Consider the following 17,889-nt stretch of genomic DNA (forward strand, 5'->3'; position numbering starts at 1 on the left):
GCACTTCCGTCGCAACCAACAGAGATCCGACGAATGGGTCGACATTGACCTTGACTGCGATGATGCACGCGTGGCCGTCACCATCAGGGATGTCGCTCGCCAGGCTCAGGTCTCCGTCTCCACGGTCTCGCGCGCACTGAGCGCGCCGGGCCTCGTCAAAGAGACCACCCGCCAACGGGTCCTGGACGTCGTCGCCGGACTCGGCTACCAGCCGAACCGCGCCGCGCGGAGCCTGATCACGGGCCGCACCGGCAATCTCGGCATCGTGGTGCCCGACCTGGAGAACCCGTTCTTCCCCGCCGTCCTGCGCGGCGTGCAGACACGGGCGGGCGAGGCGGGCACCTCGGTGTTCTTCTGCGACAGCAGGGAGTGCCCGGAAACCGAGGCCGAGCTGGTCCGCACCATGGCCGCGCAGGTGGACGGCGTGGTGCTGTGCGCGTCGCTGCTGTCCGACGAGACCATCATCGAACTGGCCACCGCGACCCCGTTGGTGCTCATCAACCGCATCGTGCCAGGCGTCTCCTCGGTGCTGATGGACAGCGCCTCCGGCATGGAGCAGGTGGTCACACACCTGGAGTCGTTGGGCCACAAGCACTACGTCTACCTCGGCGGCCCCGACGCGGCATGGTCCAACCACCGCAGGATGCAGGGCCTGCGGGGCCGCGCCCAGCTGATCGGCTCGTTCGAACCGAACTTCGGCGGCGGCCACACAGCCGCCGAGCAGGCGCTGAAGACCGGCGCGACGGCGTTCATCGCCTACAACGACCTGATGGCGTTAGGCGCCCTGAGCTACCTTGCGTCGAACGACATCAAGGTGCCGCAGCAGATCAGCGTGACCGGCTTCGACGACATCCTGTACGCGGCAATGTGCTCCCCCGCCCTCACAACGGTCCACATGCCGACCGAAGAAGCCGGCAACGTCGCCGTAGACCTCCTCGCGAACCTCCTCGAGGGCGGCCCCACCGAGCAACGGGAACTCCCGACAAAGCTCGTGATCCGCGCAAGCACGCGCAAACACCCGATGTCCGCTTGACTCTCCCCCAACAACCGGGAGTGCTTCACCTCGCCTCCGCCGCAGCACCGCCGGCCGAAACGCTTCACACCCGACAAGCTCGGCGGAAGCCCGAGCCATCGGCTGGTTCGACATGACCGCCGTCGGCCTGCCGGAGATCCTGCCCGCCGACCACCCCGGTAGGACGGACCTCATCGCCATCGTCAAACACCTGGCCACCGGCTACACCGACCAGCCCTACAAGCCAGCAGCAATCAGGGGCCACCAAGGCGTCCTGGCCAAAGCATCAGTCGGCCCAGGCGCATTCCTCATCATGAACGAACAACCGACCCACCCCGCCAACCACTCGGGCCGCGAGGGAGTCACCTGACTCCCTCGCGCGGCCAGCCGAGTACCCCTCTAGTCGTACCCGCGAACGTGGCCATCCTCGTCGGCAAGAATTTCGTAGCCGTCCATAGTCCACTCCCTATAACGATCTTCCGTGGTGGCTGACATCACAAACCGTAGAGCCTCAGCGGCGTCCTGTGGAGTGAATTTGCACCGCAACCGGGGTAGTCGCCGGTAACCCAAGGGGGTCGTAGGGGGTGACCCCCAACACACCCCGCCAGTGTGCCCTACACCACACACTCGACCCACCTCACGGCTACACAGCGCCAATCAAGACAGCAAATCGCCACAAGACCTTGCCCCCCAGTACCCCATTTGGGGGACAAAACCAGTCATGCGATCAATGCTCACCGTAATCGCCACAGCGGCAGCCCTGGTCGTCCCCACGACCCCCGCACAGGCCGCCGACCCCGTGACCAAGACCGTAGAACTCCTCAACACCTACCGCGCAAAGCACGGCGCACCCCCGCTCTCCCTCGATTCCGAAGTAAGCAATACAGCCCAGCAATGGGCAGATCACCTCCACGAAACAAACGACTTCCAGCACCGCCCCAACAACCCCTACGGCGAAAACCTTTACTGGACCAGCAGCCGCACCCGCGCAATCGATACAGTGGCCACCAACGCCCTAGAAAACTGGTACCGCGAATCACGCGGCTACGACTACTCCAAAGAGATGACCCAGTCCAACGTCAACTACGACGTCCTGCACTTCACCGCAATGGTCTGGAAGTCCTCAACCCGAGTAGGCGTAGGCCTCAAGCAGGGCAAGAACGGCATCTACGTAGTGGTCAACTTCGCCGAACGAGGCAACACCCTGAACCACTTCCGAGCCAACATCCACCCCCCAGTCACCGCCAGGTGACCCAGCCATGCCGCAGGCGAGGCGACCCGACGGCGAAGCCGAGGCGCCTTTCGCTTGAAACAGCGCTCCGGGCGGGTCCCCGTCACGAGTCGTGCCTCAGCACTTGCTCTGGCCCGACTTGTGACGGGGACCCGCCCGGACCGCACCACCTACGCAACGCAACTCCGCCCAACTCAACAGGCGTGCCATCAACCCACGCACGGCGGAGGACTCCCCAGATCAGATTGGCGGGGGTCTGGGGGCAGCGCCCAGGGGAAGCACGCAAGCCGAGCTCGCCGCCCGCAAGGTGACCACCCTCAAAGCTCGCGACCCACAAAGGTGACCACCCTCAAAGCCAGCGCCCCCACGATCACCGCAACCCAGCAGTCTCCGTAACCGCCCTCAAAGCCGCCACCACAGCCGAAAACGGCGGCAAGAACGGCCTCCCACCAGCCCCAGCCGCAGGCCCGTCCCCCAACCACCCCACCACCCCACGATCAATCCGCGAAGGCGGCAACGGCACCAACGTCCCCAACCGATGCGTCAACGCCCCCCGCGCCCGCAACCGGATCAAATTCACCTGCGAAGCCTCATCAGCAGAAGAAGTCAGGATGAGCCACCTCCCAGGAGCCCCAGGCAACACCACCACGGGCCCTCCAAGCAGGCGCACCGACAGGTAGTGCTGCACCTCCCCACCAATCCCAGCCCCAAGCTCCACAGCGGACACCTGGTGATCAGTGGTCAACAGCAACCGGTTCTCCGACCGCAACACCAACCACCCCCAGTCCGAGTACCGCTCAAGCGCACTGGAGAACGTGTCAAGCCGCGGCAACACCCCAGACGGCAACTCTCCGCCGTGCAACTCTCCAGCCCGCAACTCTCCAGCTCGCAACACTCCGGACGGCAAAGCTCCCTCAGGCGAGTTCATCGATCTCACCCTCACTAACTTTTCGGTACGGTGTAACTCCGATCACACGATTTGACTCTCCGCCGCCATGAACTCACTATCGGCCCGCCATCGGCACACTCGAACGGGGCTGGAGAGCGTGACCCACCTGCAACAACGCCACGTCACCATGATCGCGCTGGGAGGTGTGATCGGCGCGGGCCTGTTCGTCGGGACAGGCGCCGGCATCGCGCTGGCCGGCCCGGCGGTCCTCATCTCATTTGGCCTGGCCGGATTCCTGGCGTTGCTCATCATGCGCATGCTCGGAGAAATGGCCGCCGAACACCCGAGCAGCGGCGCCTTCTCAGTACACGCCGAGAAAGCACTGGGCCCCTGGGCAGGCTTCACCGTCGGCTGGACCTACTGGGCAACAGTCGGCGTGGTACTGGCCGTAGAAGCCACCGGCGCCGCCAAGATCGCCGCAAACTGGATCCCAGCCGTACCCCAGTGGACCTGGGTGCTGATCTTCATGACAGCCCTCACCGCGGTGAACCTCACGAACGTCCGCAACTTCGGCGAGTTCGAGTTCTGGTTCGCCGGCCTCAAAATCGCCGCGATCGTCCTCTTCCTGGCACTCGGCGCGGCCGCGATCCTCAACCTCCTCCCCAACGTCGACTCCCCCGGCCTCACCAACCTCACCGACTTCATGCCCAACGGCTGGGGCGGCGTGATCGCCGGCTTCATGGCCGTGGTCTTCGCATTCGGTGGCCTGGAAGTAGTCACGATCGCCGCGGCCGACGCCGAAGACCCCAAGCGCGCCATCGGCAAAGCGGTCAGAACCTCCATGACCCGCCTGCTCGTCTTCTACCTCGGCTCGATGGCCGTCGTCGTCACCCTCCTGCCCTGGAACGACTCCGAGGTCGGCGCCAGCCCGTACGTCGCCGTGCTGAACCGTCTCGGCATTCCCGCGGCCGGTCAGATCATGAACGTCGTCATCTTCGTGGCCCTGCTGAGTGCCATCAACGCCACCCTGTACGGCGCCGCCCGCATGCTCTGCTCGCTCGCCGAACGCGGCGAGGCCCCCAAAGCGTTGCTCAACAAGAAGAACGGCGTCCCCCGCAACGCGGTGCTGGCCTCTGTCGGGTTCGGGTTCTTCTCGGTCGTGCTGAACTACCTGTGGCCGGACACCGTGTTCCTGTTGCTGCTCAACGCCGTGGGCTCCGCGCTGCTGGTCGTCTGGGCGTTCATCGCCGTCTCACAGATCCGCCTGCGTCGCGACATCCCCAGCCCCGCGGTCCCGATGTGGGGCTACCCGTACCTCTCGTGGCTCGCGCTGGCCGGCATCGCCGCGATCATCGTGCTGATGCTCAGCGACGAGCAGGCCCGTGGTCAGATCCTGTCCACGGGCGTGCTCGTCGCCGTCATCGCGGCCGTGGCGCTCAGCAGGTCAGCTTTGCGCCGGCGAAGTCTCCCCGATCGAACCTGACGCCGTCCCCGCTGTCGTTGACCACCAGCCGCAGGAACTTGGCGCCCTGCAAGGACCCCGCGATCGAAACCGCGTCGTCCCTCCACGTCCGCAGCCCGCTGGACGCGACCTTCGTGCCGTCCGCCCAGACCTCGAAGATCGCCGAACCCAGCTGGTTCACGTCACGTTCGTCGTCAATGCCGACGTCGGACGAGAACGACGTGCAGCGTCCACCCACGTAGAGGATGAGCTCGGCGTTGGCATGCGCGCCGAGCCCCTTCTCGTAGGTCTTCCCGTTGATGGTCAACGTCTTCCCGTCACCACCGACGTAACCGCCGTTGGACCTGTCCCGCTCGACAGGCCCATAACCGCTGCGCTCAGTGGTGAACTTGACGTCACTGGCCCACAACGTCCCGCCCGATGGCGGCGCGCCAGGCACGAGCACACCGGCGTCAACCGGCCGCGACAGCTTCCCGTGCCCAACCCAGGTGACGCCCAACGAGCCGTTCAAGACGTGCGCCCCGGGCACCACCCCGGCAGGCGGCGTCACCCGCCACTTGCCTTGCACCGACTGCGAAGTCAGCAACACCGGCGCGCGTTCCGATGACAGCTGCTCGACCTTCCACCCCGCGGGCGCCACGAACGAAGTAGCGGCGTTCAGCACCGGCACAGGTGCCTGGTTGGTCGCCGTCACGGTGGCCACGAACGGTTCACCGGCCGGAGTGATCGTGCTCGGGATCCCGGCGATCTGCGCGGCGATGTCCAGCGACGTGTCGATCGCGGGCTCGTACCGGTACCAGTCCTGCGACGCCTTCACCCGGAAGATCGCGGTGCCGTGCGGCGGCAGGGAAGCAGAGATCTTGCCCGCGGACTGGAAGTTCTTGTGCTGCCAGAGATCCCGCACGGTGTAGCCGACGCTGCGCGGCAACCCGAGGTCACGGGCGGAAGTGGAGATCGTCGCGTTCACCTCGGACTCGTTGAACAGCGCCACCGCCTTGTCGCCGTTGGCCAACGGCTTCACGAACACCCAGTGCCCGTCCTTCTGCTGGATCACCTTGCCCTGGACGCCGAGCTTGTCCTGGTTGATCGCGATGATCTCCTTGTTGCGCAGGATGTCGAAGTGCTCGGCGGACACCTTGCGCAGGTCCGCGCCGATCAACAGCGGCGCCGCCATGATCGACCACAGGGCGAAGTGGCTCTGGTACTCGACGGTCGACTGCCGGCCGTTGCCCACCTCCAGCATGTCCGGGTCGTTCCAGTGCCCCGGACCGGCATAGGCGTCCAGCGGCGCGTTGAGCTTGAGGATCTCGACGGTCTTGGACCAGGTGTCGTTGATGTCACCGGTGGTGCGCCACAGGTGGCCGACGCCCTTGCCCCACTCCCACGGCTTGTTCTGGCCCCACTCGCAGATCGAGTAGACGATCGGGCGGCCGGTCTTCTTCAGCGCGTCACGCATCTTCGTGTAGCGCTCGAGAGCGGGACGGCCCTGGTTGTTGCAGTTGTCGTACTTGAGGTAGTCGACGCCCCAGTCCGCGAACGTCTGCGCGTCGATCTCCTCGTGGTCCAACGCTCCCGGCATCGTCTTGGCGCAAGTCTGCGTGCCCGCGCTGGTGTAGATGCCGAACTTGAGGCCGCGTGCGTGGACGTAGTCCGCGAGCGCCTTCATGCCACTGGGAAACCGCACGGGGTGGTGGCGCAGCCGTCCGGTGGCGGGGTCGCGGGTGGCGTCGGCCCAGCAGTCGTCGACGTTGACGTACTGGTAGCCGGCGTCCTTGAGCCCCTTGGTCACGAAGATGTCCGCCATGTCGCGGATCATCTGCTCGTTGATGTCGCAGCCGGTGGTGTTCCAGTTGTTGAACCCCATCGGCGGGGTGAGCGCCAGCGTCGGGTCCGGCTGCGCTGCGGAGGCGGGTAGGGCGGGTACGACCACGGACGCTGCGACGAGCGCCAACGCGGTGAGCAGTGCTCTCACTTCGGCTTCTCCAGGGTGATCGCGAAGACGTGCAGGCGTGGCCCGCCCGTCTTGGGCAAGGTGACGGCGGAGAGTTCCTTGGTGGCGTCCAGCTCGACGGTCTGGTGGAAGATCGACACCTGCTTGGTCACCGGACCGGCCGGCGTGTGCATCAGGGTGGTGGCAACGGGTTCCGACTCGCCGAACTGCGGCCGCTGCTGCCAGGCCGTGACCCGGAACCGCGCGGGAACGGGGCCGTCGGCGTACACCAGCGCGCCGTCCGCCTCGACGTTCCCCGTGTCGGCGGCCGCGAGCAGGTGCAGCTTCACGTACTTCCCGGCGGGCAAGGCCAGCGTCTGCCCGCCCGCGATGACGTTGTTCCTGCTCGCCTCGTCGCCGTTGTGGAACTCGAACAGGATGCTGTCGTCGGTCACCGAACCGGTCTGCGGCAGCTGGGCGGCAGGGTAGGTGTTGCCCAGGCCGTCGAAGTCGCCGTCCCGGCTGGTGAACTCGTTGGACAGCCCGTCGTTGTCGAGCGCCGCGCTGATGTCCACCGGCACCGCGCTCCCACCGGGAGGCAACGCGGGCAGGCCCCAGCGCCGGCCGGGCTCGGTGATCCGGACCGGCGCGATGGTGAAGTCGCGTTCGCCCTTCGCGTGGATCAACGCTTCCTGGCCACGGCGCAGCTCCAGCTCGACCACACCGTCGCGGACGCTCCACCGCGAGCAGCCCCGGACGCTGAGAGGCCCCTCGATGCCGGTGCGGACGCGGCACGGCTGGCCGGCCTCGCTGTGCACCCGGACGAACCGCGTCCTACCACCCCGGCGCACCGCGCTGACCAGGAACGCGCCCTCGGTCCGGGTGTCGTGGATCGTGACGTCCTGCCAGACGGCGGGCACGGCCGGGAAGATCCGGATCAGTCCGCCCCAGCTCTGGATCAGCATGTCCTGCAACGACTTCGCCGCGGAGAGAGGAGTCTCGATCACCGGTCCTGCCTCGAAGTACATCGTGTTCGGCTGGGCGAACCTGGCGACGAACTCGCGCAGGTAGCGCAACGCGTCGTCGCCGCGGGTCATCTGGGCGGCGATCGACGCGGCGCCGGTGAAGGTGAAGCCGCGCAACGACCCCTCGAAGCTCAGCCAGTGCTTCAGCGAGCGTTCGATCAGGTCACGGCGTTCCTGCTGCTCCCAGTTGACCTCGTGCAACGGGTAGACCGCGAGCATGTGCGAGTAGTGCCGGTGCGACTTCGCGAACGGCACCCCGGCGCCGATCATGAACCCGCCCGCGTCCGCCGGGTACTCGACGAGCTGGTCGAGCACTTCCTGCCACTTCGGCACCAGTGGATCGGCGATCTGCAGGAGCCGCGCCGACTCGATCAACGTCCGGCACGACCACCGCAGCAGCGCGAGGTCGTAGTTGCAGTCCGGCGCGACGCCGTACTCCGGCGAGTAAGTGGGCAGCAGATGCAGCTTGCCGTCGTTGCCCTTGCGCAGGAAATGCAGGTAGTAGTTGGTCGATCGGCGCAGCACCGGGAAGACCGTGTCGCGCAGGATCCGCTCGTCCATGGTGTGCCGGTAGGTCAGCCACGCGTTGTGCAGCAACCACGGCAGGTTCCCGATCTCCGGGTCCGGCGAGGGGTGCAGTGGCGAGCCGACGAACCCGGCGTCCTGAAACGTCGGGTCGGTGCTGCGCCGCAACCCCATCGAGTCGGCGCGGAACTCGGGCCTCAGCGCGTCGACCAGGATCTGCTGATGCTGCGCGATCGTGCGCGGGATCGGGTCCAGTTCGAGGTGGTTCGACGCGTGCACCGGCCAGTACTCGAGCTGGGCGTTGAGGTTGAACCAGACCGACGGCCACGGCGTCGGCTCCAGCCACGGCCCTGAGGTGGGCATGATCGGCGCCTGCGCGCGAGCCCCGGACGCGAGCTTGTACAGCTGGATCCAGTAGAAGCTCTGCATCAACGCGTCCGGAACGGACACGAAACTCTTGCGGTAGAAGGCGTGCCACCACTTCTGGTGCTGGTGGCGCAGCATCTCCGGGATCGACGCCTTGGTGACCGCCTCCCGGACAGTCGCCTCGGCGGTGCGATCGGGGAAAGAATGGTCGACGGACAGCAGGAACTCCGTGCGGCCGTGGAACTTCTTGACGCGATACGCCGTGGCCGTCTGACCGCCCGCGACCATCTCCTGGGTGACGAGCGCGAGCCCGTTCTCGACGCGGGTGACCGGTTTGGGGTTGAGCGGGAAAGTCGCGGGCGGCGATTCGCGGATCGTGCGCGGGCTCAGGGCGTCGAGCGCCTGGAACTCCAGCTTGAAGTCGCTCTCACCGCTGGACGGCCGCACTTCCAGGTGCAGCAACGACTTTTCGGCGTGTACGAACAACCTGACCGCGAGCTCGCCCCGGTCCGTGGCGATCTTGCCGCGCAGCTCGGCGTTCCACAGGTCGAGCCTGAGGTCGACCCCGGTGATCTTGCCGACCGGCGTCAGCAACAGCCGCCCGACCGGCAGCCGTGCCACTCCCCACTCGTTGCCGAACTGCGGCCGGTGGTCCTGCACCTTCGCGTGGTCGACGGTGAACCGCAACGCGTTCGCACCGGGCTCGCGGTAGCCGGCCGTGGCGAGGAAACCGTTGCCCAGGAACGGACCCTCGTACCAGGCACGGGGAATCCGCTGCCACACCAGGTCCTGCTCGCCGAGGAACCTCTCCCAGTCGATCCTCGTGGCGCACCCGGCGACTCCCGGATCCGCACTCGCCCTGACCGGCAACGCGGTGAGCGCCGCCCCCGCCACAACCCCACCGAGCAGTCCGCGCCGCGACAGATCCACAGAACACCTTTCAGGTCCGCGGCGGCAGCGACCAAAGATCGGAGGTGTACTAGCCAGACGCAGCCTAGGACTGCCCATAGGGTGGGTCAAGACCAGTCAAGCCTCGGATGAAAGCGTTTACCGGTGCGTCGGCGAAACGGCATGACCATGCGGGGTCCGCTGGCCATGCCGATCGCCTGGTGAGTTCTAGCCGGTGACGCTCTTGAGCCGGACAGGCTTGTACTTGCTGTTCGGCTCGAGGCCGTACGTCCGCGTGCGGTGGTCGGTGCCGAACCCGCCGCGCTGCTCGTAGGCCATGTACTCGGACTTGTCGCCCTTAGTCCACTTCTCGAAGATCACGACGTGCCGGAAGTCGTCGCCGGGCTCGTCCACCAGGTCGATGAAGAGGTCACCGGGCTGCATGTCGGCGATCTTCACCGAAGTCGTGTACTTGTCCGTGGCGAGCGCCTCGGTGTTCGGGCCTCCCTTGGGATTTCTGTTCCCCAGGTTCGCGGCCATCGACACAAAGCCCGAGCAGTCCTGCCGATAACCGTCCGTCCAGTACTTCTCCATGCTGTACGGCACGCGGCCGCCGTTGTTCGCGGTCAGCCACGACGCCGCGCGCTGCAGCATCTCCCCCCCTGCCGACCTGCGGTGCAGCCGATACCGGAGCACTCACGAGCACGAACGCCAAGAATGCCGTGAGTACCGCTGAAATGAATTTCATCATTTCCCCCGTTTCCGAGAAGAGCGAATCTCGTAGCTCCACCGGAACACGGCACACAAGACCAAGCCAAAGGTTTACTCGAAGAACGGCAGGGTAGCGCCGACTTCAGTGGTAACTCACCCGAGCGAATTCAGCACCATAGTAGGGCTAGGCCGAACGGCTCTGCGGTGACAGCAGCTCGGTGATCGAGTCCAGCGAGATGCCGAGCGCGCCCGCGAGCGCGGCGATCGTGAAGAACGACGGCGTGGGGGCACGTCCGGTCTCGATCTTGCGCACGGTCTCGGCCGACAACCCGGCGCGGGCCGCGATCTCGACCATGCTCTCGTCGCCGCGGGCGTCCCGCAGCAACTGACCGAGCCGCCGGCCGCGCTCCCGCTCCGTCGAGGTCAGGGGAATGCGCACCATGGGTGCGGATTCTACGCGAAACACACAAGTCGACGGGCGCAAGTGCCACTCCGTAAAACTCGTTGCGACCCCGGCCGATCACGTCATAGGTTCGTCGTACACAAGAGAGGAGGTGGTCCCAAGTTGTATAGCTACAGGACTCGTGAGGTGGCTGTCCGCTAGGACCGCCCTCGGTGACGCCTAGTCGTAAACCAAGGCAGCCACCCGGCCCCCGGACTCTGAGCGTTGGTCCCGCTCAGCCCGCTCACGCGGGAGCCGTCCGGGGGTTGTCCCATTTCACAACCCTTTTCGCAGGGCCTTGAGATCGCTGACGAGCTCCTCGTAGGCCTCGGCGCGGTTCTCGGCGCGCAGCACAGCCGACGGGTGCACCGTCACCCCGATCCGCAGCCCCTCGTGTTCCAGCACCTCGCCGCGATGCTCGGTGAGCTTGAACGACGGCCCCAGCAACGCCTTCGCCGCCACGGCTCCCAGCACGATCACCAGCGACGGTCGCACCACCCGGATCTCCTCGCGCAACCACGGGAAGCACGCCACCACCTCACCCCGTCTCGGCTGCTGGTGGATCCTGCGCTTGCCTCGCTCGGTGAACTTGAAGTGCTTCACCGCGTTCGTGAGGTAGACCTCGTCCCGCGAGATCCCGGCGGCTGCCAGCGCCTTGTCGAGCAACCGTCCGGCCGGGCCGACGAACACGTGCCCTTCGGTGTCCTCGCGGTCGCCGGGCTGCTCGCCGACCATCATCAGCTTCGCCGGTACCGGCCCCTCCCCGAAGACGGTCTGCGTGGCGTCCTGGTAGAGGTCGCAGCCGCGACAACCTTCAGCCGCTGAACGCAACGCCGCCCAGTTCTTCCCCTCGGGGACGAACTGGGCGGCGTCGGGCTTCGCGTTACTTGTCCGAACGGAAGGCATCCTTGACCTTCTCGCCGGCCTGCTTGATGTCGGCCTTGGCGCGCTCGGCGCGGCCCTCGGCCTGCCACTGCTCGTTGTCGGTGGCGTCGCCGACGGCTTCCTTCGCGCGGCCCTTGAGCTCATCAGCCTTGTTGCTGAACTTGTCGTCGGCACCCATGAAGAAGGCTCCTTCACTAGAGGTCAGCTACGTCGATTGGTTACCCGGCGAGCACCGTCCGAAACAGTTGATAAGGTGATCACTCGCGGTTGAGAACCCAGCCGCAAGCCGATGAGACGGCTTGCTCTGGGTGTGTCCCGCCCCTTCGAGAGCTCCCGAGCACCGTCGTCGCACCGGCATGCCGCTGTGACCATGACGACGTGAAAGGAGCCGGCGGTGTCGTCCGCGAGAATCACCGCCCTCGAGGCCGAGGTGGCAGGGCTGCGCAAAGCCCTGGTGTCCCGGACCGTCATCGGGCAGGCCACGGGCCTGATCGCCGCACGCAAACCCTGCACACCCCAGCAGGCGTTCCAGCTGCTGGTGCACATATCCCAGCACCACAACATCAAGCTGCACGTCGCGGCCGACCGGCTGGTCACCGCGTTCGTGCACGCGCACCTCGGACGGCCCGTCAACGTGGCCGACCAGATGCTGTGGGATCACGTCGACGCGACCACCGCGAACGACTCGGGTGACAGCGACGACGGGTTCGCGGAGGAGGTCAGCAGCACGTCTCCCTGAGGCAGCGGGACGGGGGTCGTGCCGAGGTTCACCACCACGCGGGTCGTCCCGCGGTGCAGCACGAAGCACTCCCCGTCCTGCTCCACCACGAACCTGTCCAACCGCGGATCGGCCAGCTCCGGGCGGGAGCGGCGCAACGCGATCAGGGCTTTGTAGGTCTCCAGCACCTTCACGTGGTCGCCGGTGGACCGTTCGTCCCACTTGAGCCGTGAGTTCTCCACGGTCTGGGGCGACATCGGGTCCGGAACGTCGGACTCACCCCAGCCGTGCCGGGAGAACTCGCGGCGCCGGCCCGTCCGGACGGCCTCCGCCAGCTGCGGGTCCGGGAAGGACGCGAAGAACTGCCACGGCGTCGAAGCGGCCCACTCCTCCCCCATGAAGATCATGGGCGTGTAGGGCGAACACAGCACGATCGCCGCCGCGCACAACAACTTCCCGGTCGGCACGGTGGCCGGCAGCCGATCACCGGTCGCGCGGTTGCCGATCTGGTCGTGGTTCTGCGTGTACGCGAGGAACCGGTGGCCGGGAATCAGCGCGGTGTCGACCGGTTTGCCGTGGTGCTTCTCGCGGAACGACGACCAGGTGCCGGCGTGGAAGAACACCTTCTCCAGGGTGTTCTTGAGCGCGCCCGGTGCCGCGAAGTCCTCGTAGTAGCCGAAAGTCTCGCCGGTCAGCGCCACGTGCAGGCAGTGGTGCAGATCGTCTGACCACTGCGCTTGCAGGCCGTGTCCGCCACCTTCGCGCGCGGTCACCAGCTTGGCGTCGTTGAGGTCTGACTCGGCGATCAGCGTCAGCGGCCGCGCCACCCTGGTGGAGAGCGCCTCGACCTCGACCGCCAGCTCTTCGAGGACGTGCACCGCGCGCCGGTCCGCCAGCGCGTGCACGGCGTCGAGCCGCAGCCCGTCGACGTGGAAGTCGCCGAGCCACTGCAGCGCGTTGTCGATCACGTACCGGCGGACCTCGTCGGAGCCCGGTCCGTCGAGGTTCAGCCCTGGGCCCCAGTCGTTGCGCCCGGCGAAGTACGGCCCGAACCTGTCGAGGTACGCGCCGGACGGTCCGAGGTGGTTGTAGACCACGTCGAGCAGCACGGCGAGACCCTTGCCGTGGCAGGCGTCCACGAACCGCTTGAACCCGTCCGGCCCGCCGTACGGCTCGTGCACGGCACCCCACAGGACGCCGTCGTAGCCCCAGCCCTCGACGCCGTCGAAGCTGTTGACCGGCATGACCTCGACGAACGTGATGCCGAGGTCCACCAGGTGGTCGAGCTTCCCGATGGCCGCGTCGAACGTGCCTTCCGACGTGAACGTGCCGATGTGCAGCTCGTAGATCACCCCGCCGGGCAACGCACGACCGGTCCACGCACTGTCTGACCACTCGAAGTTGTGCGTGTACACACGGGATGCCTCGTGCACGCCGTTGGGCTGCCACAGCGACCGCGGATCCGGATACGCCTTGCCTTCGATGACGAACGCGTAGTCCGTCCCCTCCGGCGATTCCGCATCGGACAGCCACCAGTCGCCGTCGCGCTTCATCTCGTGGTCGAAGCCGTCGACGCGGACGTGCACCGATTCGGGAGTCGGCGCCCAGACAGAGAAGCTCACGATTCCCCTCGCACCAGCAGTGCAACCGGATAGGTGTCGAGCAGCGACGCGAGGTCCTCGGTCGCGGGACGCCCGGTGAGCACGTCCGTCCACTTCGAACCCGGCAACGGCAGAACCGTGTCCTGCCAGCCCTTTCGCTCCAGTGCGACCGGAAGACGGGTGGCCACCGTGATCACACCGGACCGTTCGAACGCGAGCACGTGTTCCGCGGCCGGGCCCTCGGCGGTGAGCGGCCGGTATCCGTGCAGGCCGCGTTTGCGGACGTGCAAAGCCTTCTGCACCACGAGAAGCTTCGCCGCGCCCGAGTCGTCGACCTCCGGCAGCCAGCCGGATTCGATGCGTTCCAACAGGTCCCGGCGCACCTGGTAGTCGACCGGACGGCGGTTGTCCGGGTCGACCAGCGAGAAGTCCCACAGCTCGGTGCCCTGGTACACGTCCGGGACACCCGGTGCGGTGAGCTGGACCAGTTTCTGCCCCAGCGAGTTCGACCAGCCGGGCGCCTTGATCCGTTCGGCGAACGCGCTGACCTCCGGCTCGTTCACCGCCTTCGCCGGCCACGCGGCCACCTCGGCGTCGAACTCGGCGTTCCGGTCGACCCAGGACGTCTTGATCTTCGCCTCGCGGGACGCCTTCTCCAGGTACTGGCCCAGGCGTTCCTCGGTGATCGGCCACGCGCCGACGAGCGACTGCCACGCCAGCCTGTTCAGCGACGGCTCGGAGATGCCGTGCTGCTCGCTCGTCGCGGACTCGAACGCCAGGTACTCGTCCGGGATCTCCGCCAGCACCGCGAGCCGTGCCCGCACGTCCTCGGACCGCTTGGTGTCGTGCGTCGACAGCGCGGTCATGGCGTCCGGTTCACCGGACTCGCGGTTCGCCGCGCGCTGGTGGAAGTCCCGCGGTGACAGGCCGAACCTGTCCGGCGAGCCACCGACCTCGTTGAGCGCCACGAAGTTCGTGTACCGGTAGAACGCGGTGTCCTCGGTGCCCTTCGCGACGACCATGCCGGACGTCTGCTGGATCCTGGTCGCCAGCTCCCCGTGCGGATCGGCGCGGACCTGCTCGTCCAACGCCCGCACGGCGGACGACTTGCTCCGCTGGACCGCGGTTTCCCAGTGCCGCATGCCTTCCGGCAGGTACGACCGGTACACCGGGAAGTTGACCATCACCTCGGCGACGGCCGCGCAGGCGTCCTCGAACGGCACGCCCTGCACGAGTCGCGCGATCCGGCGCACCTCGGCGGCGAGGATCGAGTCCGCGACCTGCTGCCGTGAGGAGTGCTCGACCTCGTGGAAGTCGCCGTCGAACCTGTCGGTGGGCGCGATGAACACACCGCAGATCTCCCGCAACGCGTCGTAGCCCGTCGTGCCGTCGACCGGCCAGCTCTGCGGCAGCGACTCGTCCGGCCCGAGGATCTTCTCCACGACCAGCCAGCCGTCGAAGTGCTCACGCAGCCGCCGGAAGTAGCCACCGGGATCGGCCAGGCCGTCCGGGTGATCGACGCGCAGTCCCGTGACGCCCCACGACAACACCTCGCGGTGGGTCGCCTCGAACACCTCGGGATCCTCGACCCGCACCGCCGCGAGCTCGGTGATGTCGAAGAACCGCCGGTAGTTCAGCTCGGTGTTGCCCCGCCGCCAGTTCACCTTGACGAAGTGCTCGCCCGGTTCGTCGGGAGCGTCCTCCGCGAGCACGGGCAGCAGCACCTTGCCCGACGACCAGTCGATGTCGAAGTACCGCGCGTACTTCGACTCCTGGCCGTTCGCGAGCACGTCCTCCCACCACGGGTTCGGCACGACCATGTGGTTCGGCACGATGTCGACGACCAGGCCGAGCCGGTGAGCGCCAAGGCGTTCCTGGAGCGCCCTGCGTCCGTCGTCGCCACCCAGCTCGGGCCGTGCGCGGGTCGGATCCACGACGTCGTAGCCGTGCGTCGATCCTTCCCGCGCGTCGAGCATCGGCGAGCCGTACAGCGCGCCGACACCCAGGCGCGCCAGGTAGTCCGCGATTTCGGCGGCATCGGCGAAGGTGAAGGACGGGGTGAACTGGACGCGGTACGTGGAGGACGGCGCGCCCATCAGCCCACCCTCTGCAGCACGACCAGCGACCGCGCGGTGAGGCTCAGCTCCCCGCCCGCGGCGATCGCCTTCTCGCCCTTGCCGACCTGCCCGGTCGCCGTGTCGACCACGACCGTCCACTCAGGACCGTACTCGAGATCCGGCAGCGTCACCTGGATGTCCTCGTAGTGCCCGTTGAAGGCCATCAGGAACGAGTCGTCGACCACCCGCATGCCGCGTGAGTCGAGGTCCGGGATGCCCTCACCGTTGAGGAAGATGACGACGCACTTGCCGAAGTCGTCCTCCCAGTTCTGCTCGGTCATCTCCTCGCCGGACGGCGTGAACCACGCGATGTCGCGCAGCTCCTCGCCCTTGCGGATCGGCCGGCCCGCGAAGAAGCGCTTGCGCCGGAACACCGGGTGCGCCTTGCGGAACGCGGCCAGCGCCGAGGTGAAGTCGACCAGCTCGGCGTTGCTCTCCAGCAACGACCAGTCGACCCAGGAGACCTCGTTGTCCTGGCAGTACGCGTTGTTGTTGCCGTGCTGCGTGCGGCCGAACTCGTCGCCGTTCACGATCATCGGCACGCCCTGCGACAACAACGTCGTCGCCATCAGGTTCCGCCGCTGCCGGGCTCGCAGCGCGAGGATCTCCTCGTCGTCCGTGGGCCCCTCGACACCGCAGTTCCACGACCGGTTGTGGTCCTCGCCGTCGCGGTTGTCCTCGCCGTTCGCCTCGTTGTGCTTCTCGTTGTACGACACCAGGTCGTTGAGCGTGAAGCCGTCGTGCGCCGTCACGAAGTTGATCGACGCGTACGGCCGGCGCCCGTCGTCCTGGTAGAGGTCGCTGCTGCCGGTGATGCGCGACGCGAACTCGCCCAGCGTCGCCTGCTCACCGCGCCAGAAGTCACGGACCGTGTCCCGGAACTTGCCGTTCCACTCCGTCCACAGTGGAGGGAAGTTGCCGACCTGGTACCCGCCGGGCCCGACGTCCCACGGCTCCGCGATCAGCTTGACCTGCGACACCACCGGGTCCTGCTGCACGACCTCGAAGAACGTGGCCAGCCGGTCGACGTCGTAGAACTCGCGGGCCAGCGCCGACGCGAGGTCGAACCGGAACCCGTCGACGTGCATCTCGGTGACCCAGTACCGCAGCGAGTCCATGATGAGCTGCAACGTGTGCGGCGAACGCACGTTCAGCGAGTTACCGGTGCCCGTGTAGTCCATGTAGAACTTCGGGTCGTCTTCCACCAGCCGGTAGTAAGCCTCGTTGTCGATACCGCGCATCGACATCGTCGGCCCGAGGTGGTTGCCCTCCGCGGTGTGGTTGTAGACGACGTCGAGAATGACCTCGATCCCCGCCTGGTGCAGGGCACGGACCATGCCCTTGAACTCCTGCACCTGGTTCAACGGCAACGCCGAGTAACCGTCGTGCGGCGCGAAGAACCCGATCGTGTTGTAACCCCAGTAGTTGCTGAGCCTGCGCTCCGCCAGCGTGTGATCGCTGATGAACTGGTGCACCGGCATCAACTCGACCGCGGTGACCCCGAGCTTGATCAGGTGATCGATCATCACCGGATGCGCGAGCCCCGCGTACGTGCCCCTCAGGCGCGGCGGGATCTCGGGGTGGTCGATGGTCAGACCGCGAACGTGCGCCTCGTAGATGACGCTCTCGTTGTACGGCGTCCTGGGCAGCCGGTCGTTCGTCCAGTCGAAGAACGGGTTCACCACCACGGACTTCGGCACGTGCGGCGCCGAGTCGGTGTCGTTGCGCTCGTCCGGTGAACCGAACTTGTACCCGTACAACGCCTCGTCCCACGTCAGGCCGTTCGAGATGGCCTTGGCGTACGGGTCGATGAGCAACTTGTTGGGGTTGCAGCGGAGGCCTCGCGCCGGGTCGTACGGGCCGTGCACGCGGTACCCGTACTTCTGTCCCGGGCCCACGCCCAGCAGGTAGCCGTGGTGGACGAAACCGTCCACCTCCGGCAGCCTCACGCGTGTCTCGGTGCCGTCGTCGTCGAACAGGCAGAGCTCCACATACTCCGCGACCTCGGAGAACAGGGCGAAATTCGTGCCAACGCCGTCATATCCAGCGCCCAGCGGGTAGGGCCTTCCAGGCCAGGGTCGCACAAT

The 17,889-nt window shown here is 66.9% G+C and carries 14 protein-coding genes; 5 read left to right on the forward strand and 9 right to left on the reverse strand.

Annotated elements, in window-relative coordinates:
* Nucleotides 1-70 precede the first annotated feature (70 nt).
* The 4 genes from SK803_RS39885 to SK803_RS39900 all read left to right on the forward strand — a co-directional run bounded on the left by SK803_RS39885 (nt 71) and on the right by SK803_RS39900 (nt 4,615).
* A complete protein-coding gene (locus SK803_RS39885) occupies nt 71-1,033 on the forward strand; it encodes a LacI family DNA-binding transcriptional regulator (RefSeq protein WP_319971391.1) in 963 nt (320 codons plus the stop codon).
* 112 nt (nt 1,034-1,145) lie between these two features.
* Nucleotides 1,146-1,382: a hypothetical protein gene (locus SK803_RS39890; protein WP_319971392.1), complete on the forward strand. Its 237-nt coding sequence runs from the start codon at nt 1,146-1,148 to the stop codon at nt 1,380-1,382.
* 351 nt (nt 1,383-1,733) lie between these two features.
* Entirely contained in the window at nt 1,734-2,264 is a 531-nt protein-coding gene (locus SK803_RS39895) for a CAP family protein (RefSeq protein ID WP_319971393.1), read from the forward strand.
* A gap of 974 nt (nt 2,265-3,238) precedes the next feature.
* Nucleotides 3,239-4,615 carry an amino acid permease gene (locus SK803_RS39900; RefSeq protein ID WP_319971394.1) on the forward strand — a complete coding sequence of 459 codons (1,377 nt, stop codon included), beginning with the start codon at nt 3,239-3,241 and terminating at the stop codon, nt 4,613-4,615.
* Here SK803_RS39900 and SK803_RS39905 read toward each other — a convergent pair.
* From SK803_RS39905 to SK803_RS39930, 6 genes are all read right to left on the reverse strand, one after another.
* Nucleotides 4,569-6,566 carry an NPCBM/NEW2 domain-containing protein gene (locus tag SK803_RS39905; protein WP_319971395.1) on the reverse strand — a complete coding sequence of 666 codons (1,998 nt, stop codon included), beginning with the start codon at nt 6,564-6,566 and terminating at the stop codon, nt 4,569-4,571. The two genes, SK803_RS39900 and SK803_RS39905, sit on opposite strands and share 47 nt — an antisense overlap.
* The gene (locus SK803_RS39910) at nt 6,563-9,370 is read right to left on the reverse strand and encodes a glycosyl hydrolase family 95 catalytic domain-containing protein (RefSeq protein WP_319971396.1); all 2,808 of its coding nucleotides are present in this window, start codon (nt 9,368-9,370) and stop codon (nt 6,563-6,565) included. Before SK803_RS39910 ends, SK803_RS39905 begins: the two co-directional genes overlap by 4 nt.
* A gap of 186 nt (nt 9,371-9,556) precedes the next feature.
* The gene (locus tag SK803_RS39915) at nt 9,557-9,982 is read right to left on the reverse strand and encodes an NlpC/P60 family protein (protein ID WP_319971397.1); all 426 of its coding nucleotides are present in this window, start codon (nt 9,980-9,982) and stop codon (nt 9,557-9,559) included.
* 241 nt (nt 9,983-10,223) lie between these two features.
* On the reverse strand, nt 10,224-10,481 hold the full coding sequence (locus tag SK803_RS39920; protein ID WP_319971398.1) for a helix-turn-helix domain-containing protein: 258 nt from the start codon (nt 10,479-10,481) through the stop codon (nt 10,224-10,226).
* A gap of 276 nt (nt 10,482-10,757) precedes the next feature.
* On the reverse strand, nt 10,758-11,387 hold the full coding sequence (locus SK803_RS39925; protein ID WP_319971399.1) for a UdgX family uracil-DNA binding protein: 630 nt from the start codon (nt 11,385-11,387) through the stop codon (nt 10,758-10,760).
* A complete protein-coding gene (locus tag SK803_RS39930; RefSeq protein ID WP_319971400.1) occupies nt 11,365-11,544 on the reverse strand; it encodes a CsbD family protein in 180 nt (59 codons plus the stop codon). Before SK803_RS39930 ends, SK803_RS39925 begins: the two co-directional genes overlap by 23 nt.
* A gap of 216 nt (nt 11,545-11,760) precedes the next feature.
* Between SK803_RS39930 and SK803_RS39935 the strand changes: the two genes are divergently transcribed.
* Complete coding sequence (locus tag SK803_RS39935; protein WP_319971401.1) at nt 11,761-12,105, forward strand: ANTAR domain-containing protein; 345 nt, start codon at nt 11,761-11,763, stop codon at nt 12,103-12,105.
* Here the strand turns inward: SK803_RS39935 and treZ are convergent.
* From treZ to glgX, 3 genes are read right to left on the reverse strand one after another with little or no spacing between them, the layout of a single operon-like run.
* On the reverse strand, nt 12,024-13,706 hold the full coding sequence (gene treZ / locus SK803_RS39940; protein WP_319971402.1) for a malto-oligosyltrehalose trehalohydrolase: 1,683 nt from the start codon (nt 13,704-13,706) through the stop codon (nt 12,024-12,026). The two genes, SK803_RS39935 and treZ, sit on opposite strands and share 82 nt — an antisense overlap.
* The gene (treY, locus tag SK803_RS39945; protein WP_319971403.1) at nt 13,703-15,781 is read right to left on the reverse strand and encodes a malto-oligosyltrehalose synthase; all 2,079 of its coding nucleotides are present in this window, start codon (nt 15,779-15,781) and stop codon (nt 13,703-13,705) included. The genes treZ and treY overlap by 4 nt, the downstream gene beginning before the upstream one ends.
* Complete coding sequence (gene glgX, locus SK803_RS39950) at nt 15,781-17,886, reverse strand: glycogen debranching protein GlgX (protein ID WP_319971404.1); 2,106 nt, start codon at nt 17,884-17,886, stop codon at nt 15,781-15,783. The genes treY and glgX overlap by 1 nt, the downstream gene beginning before the upstream one ends.
* Nucleotides 17,887-17,889: the final 3 nt, after the last annotated feature.

Source organism: Lentzea miocenica, from assembly GCF_033949945.1.
Lineage (GTDB): Bacteria > Actinomycetota > Actinomycetes > Mycobacteriales > Pseudonocardiaceae > Lentzea > Lentzea miocenica.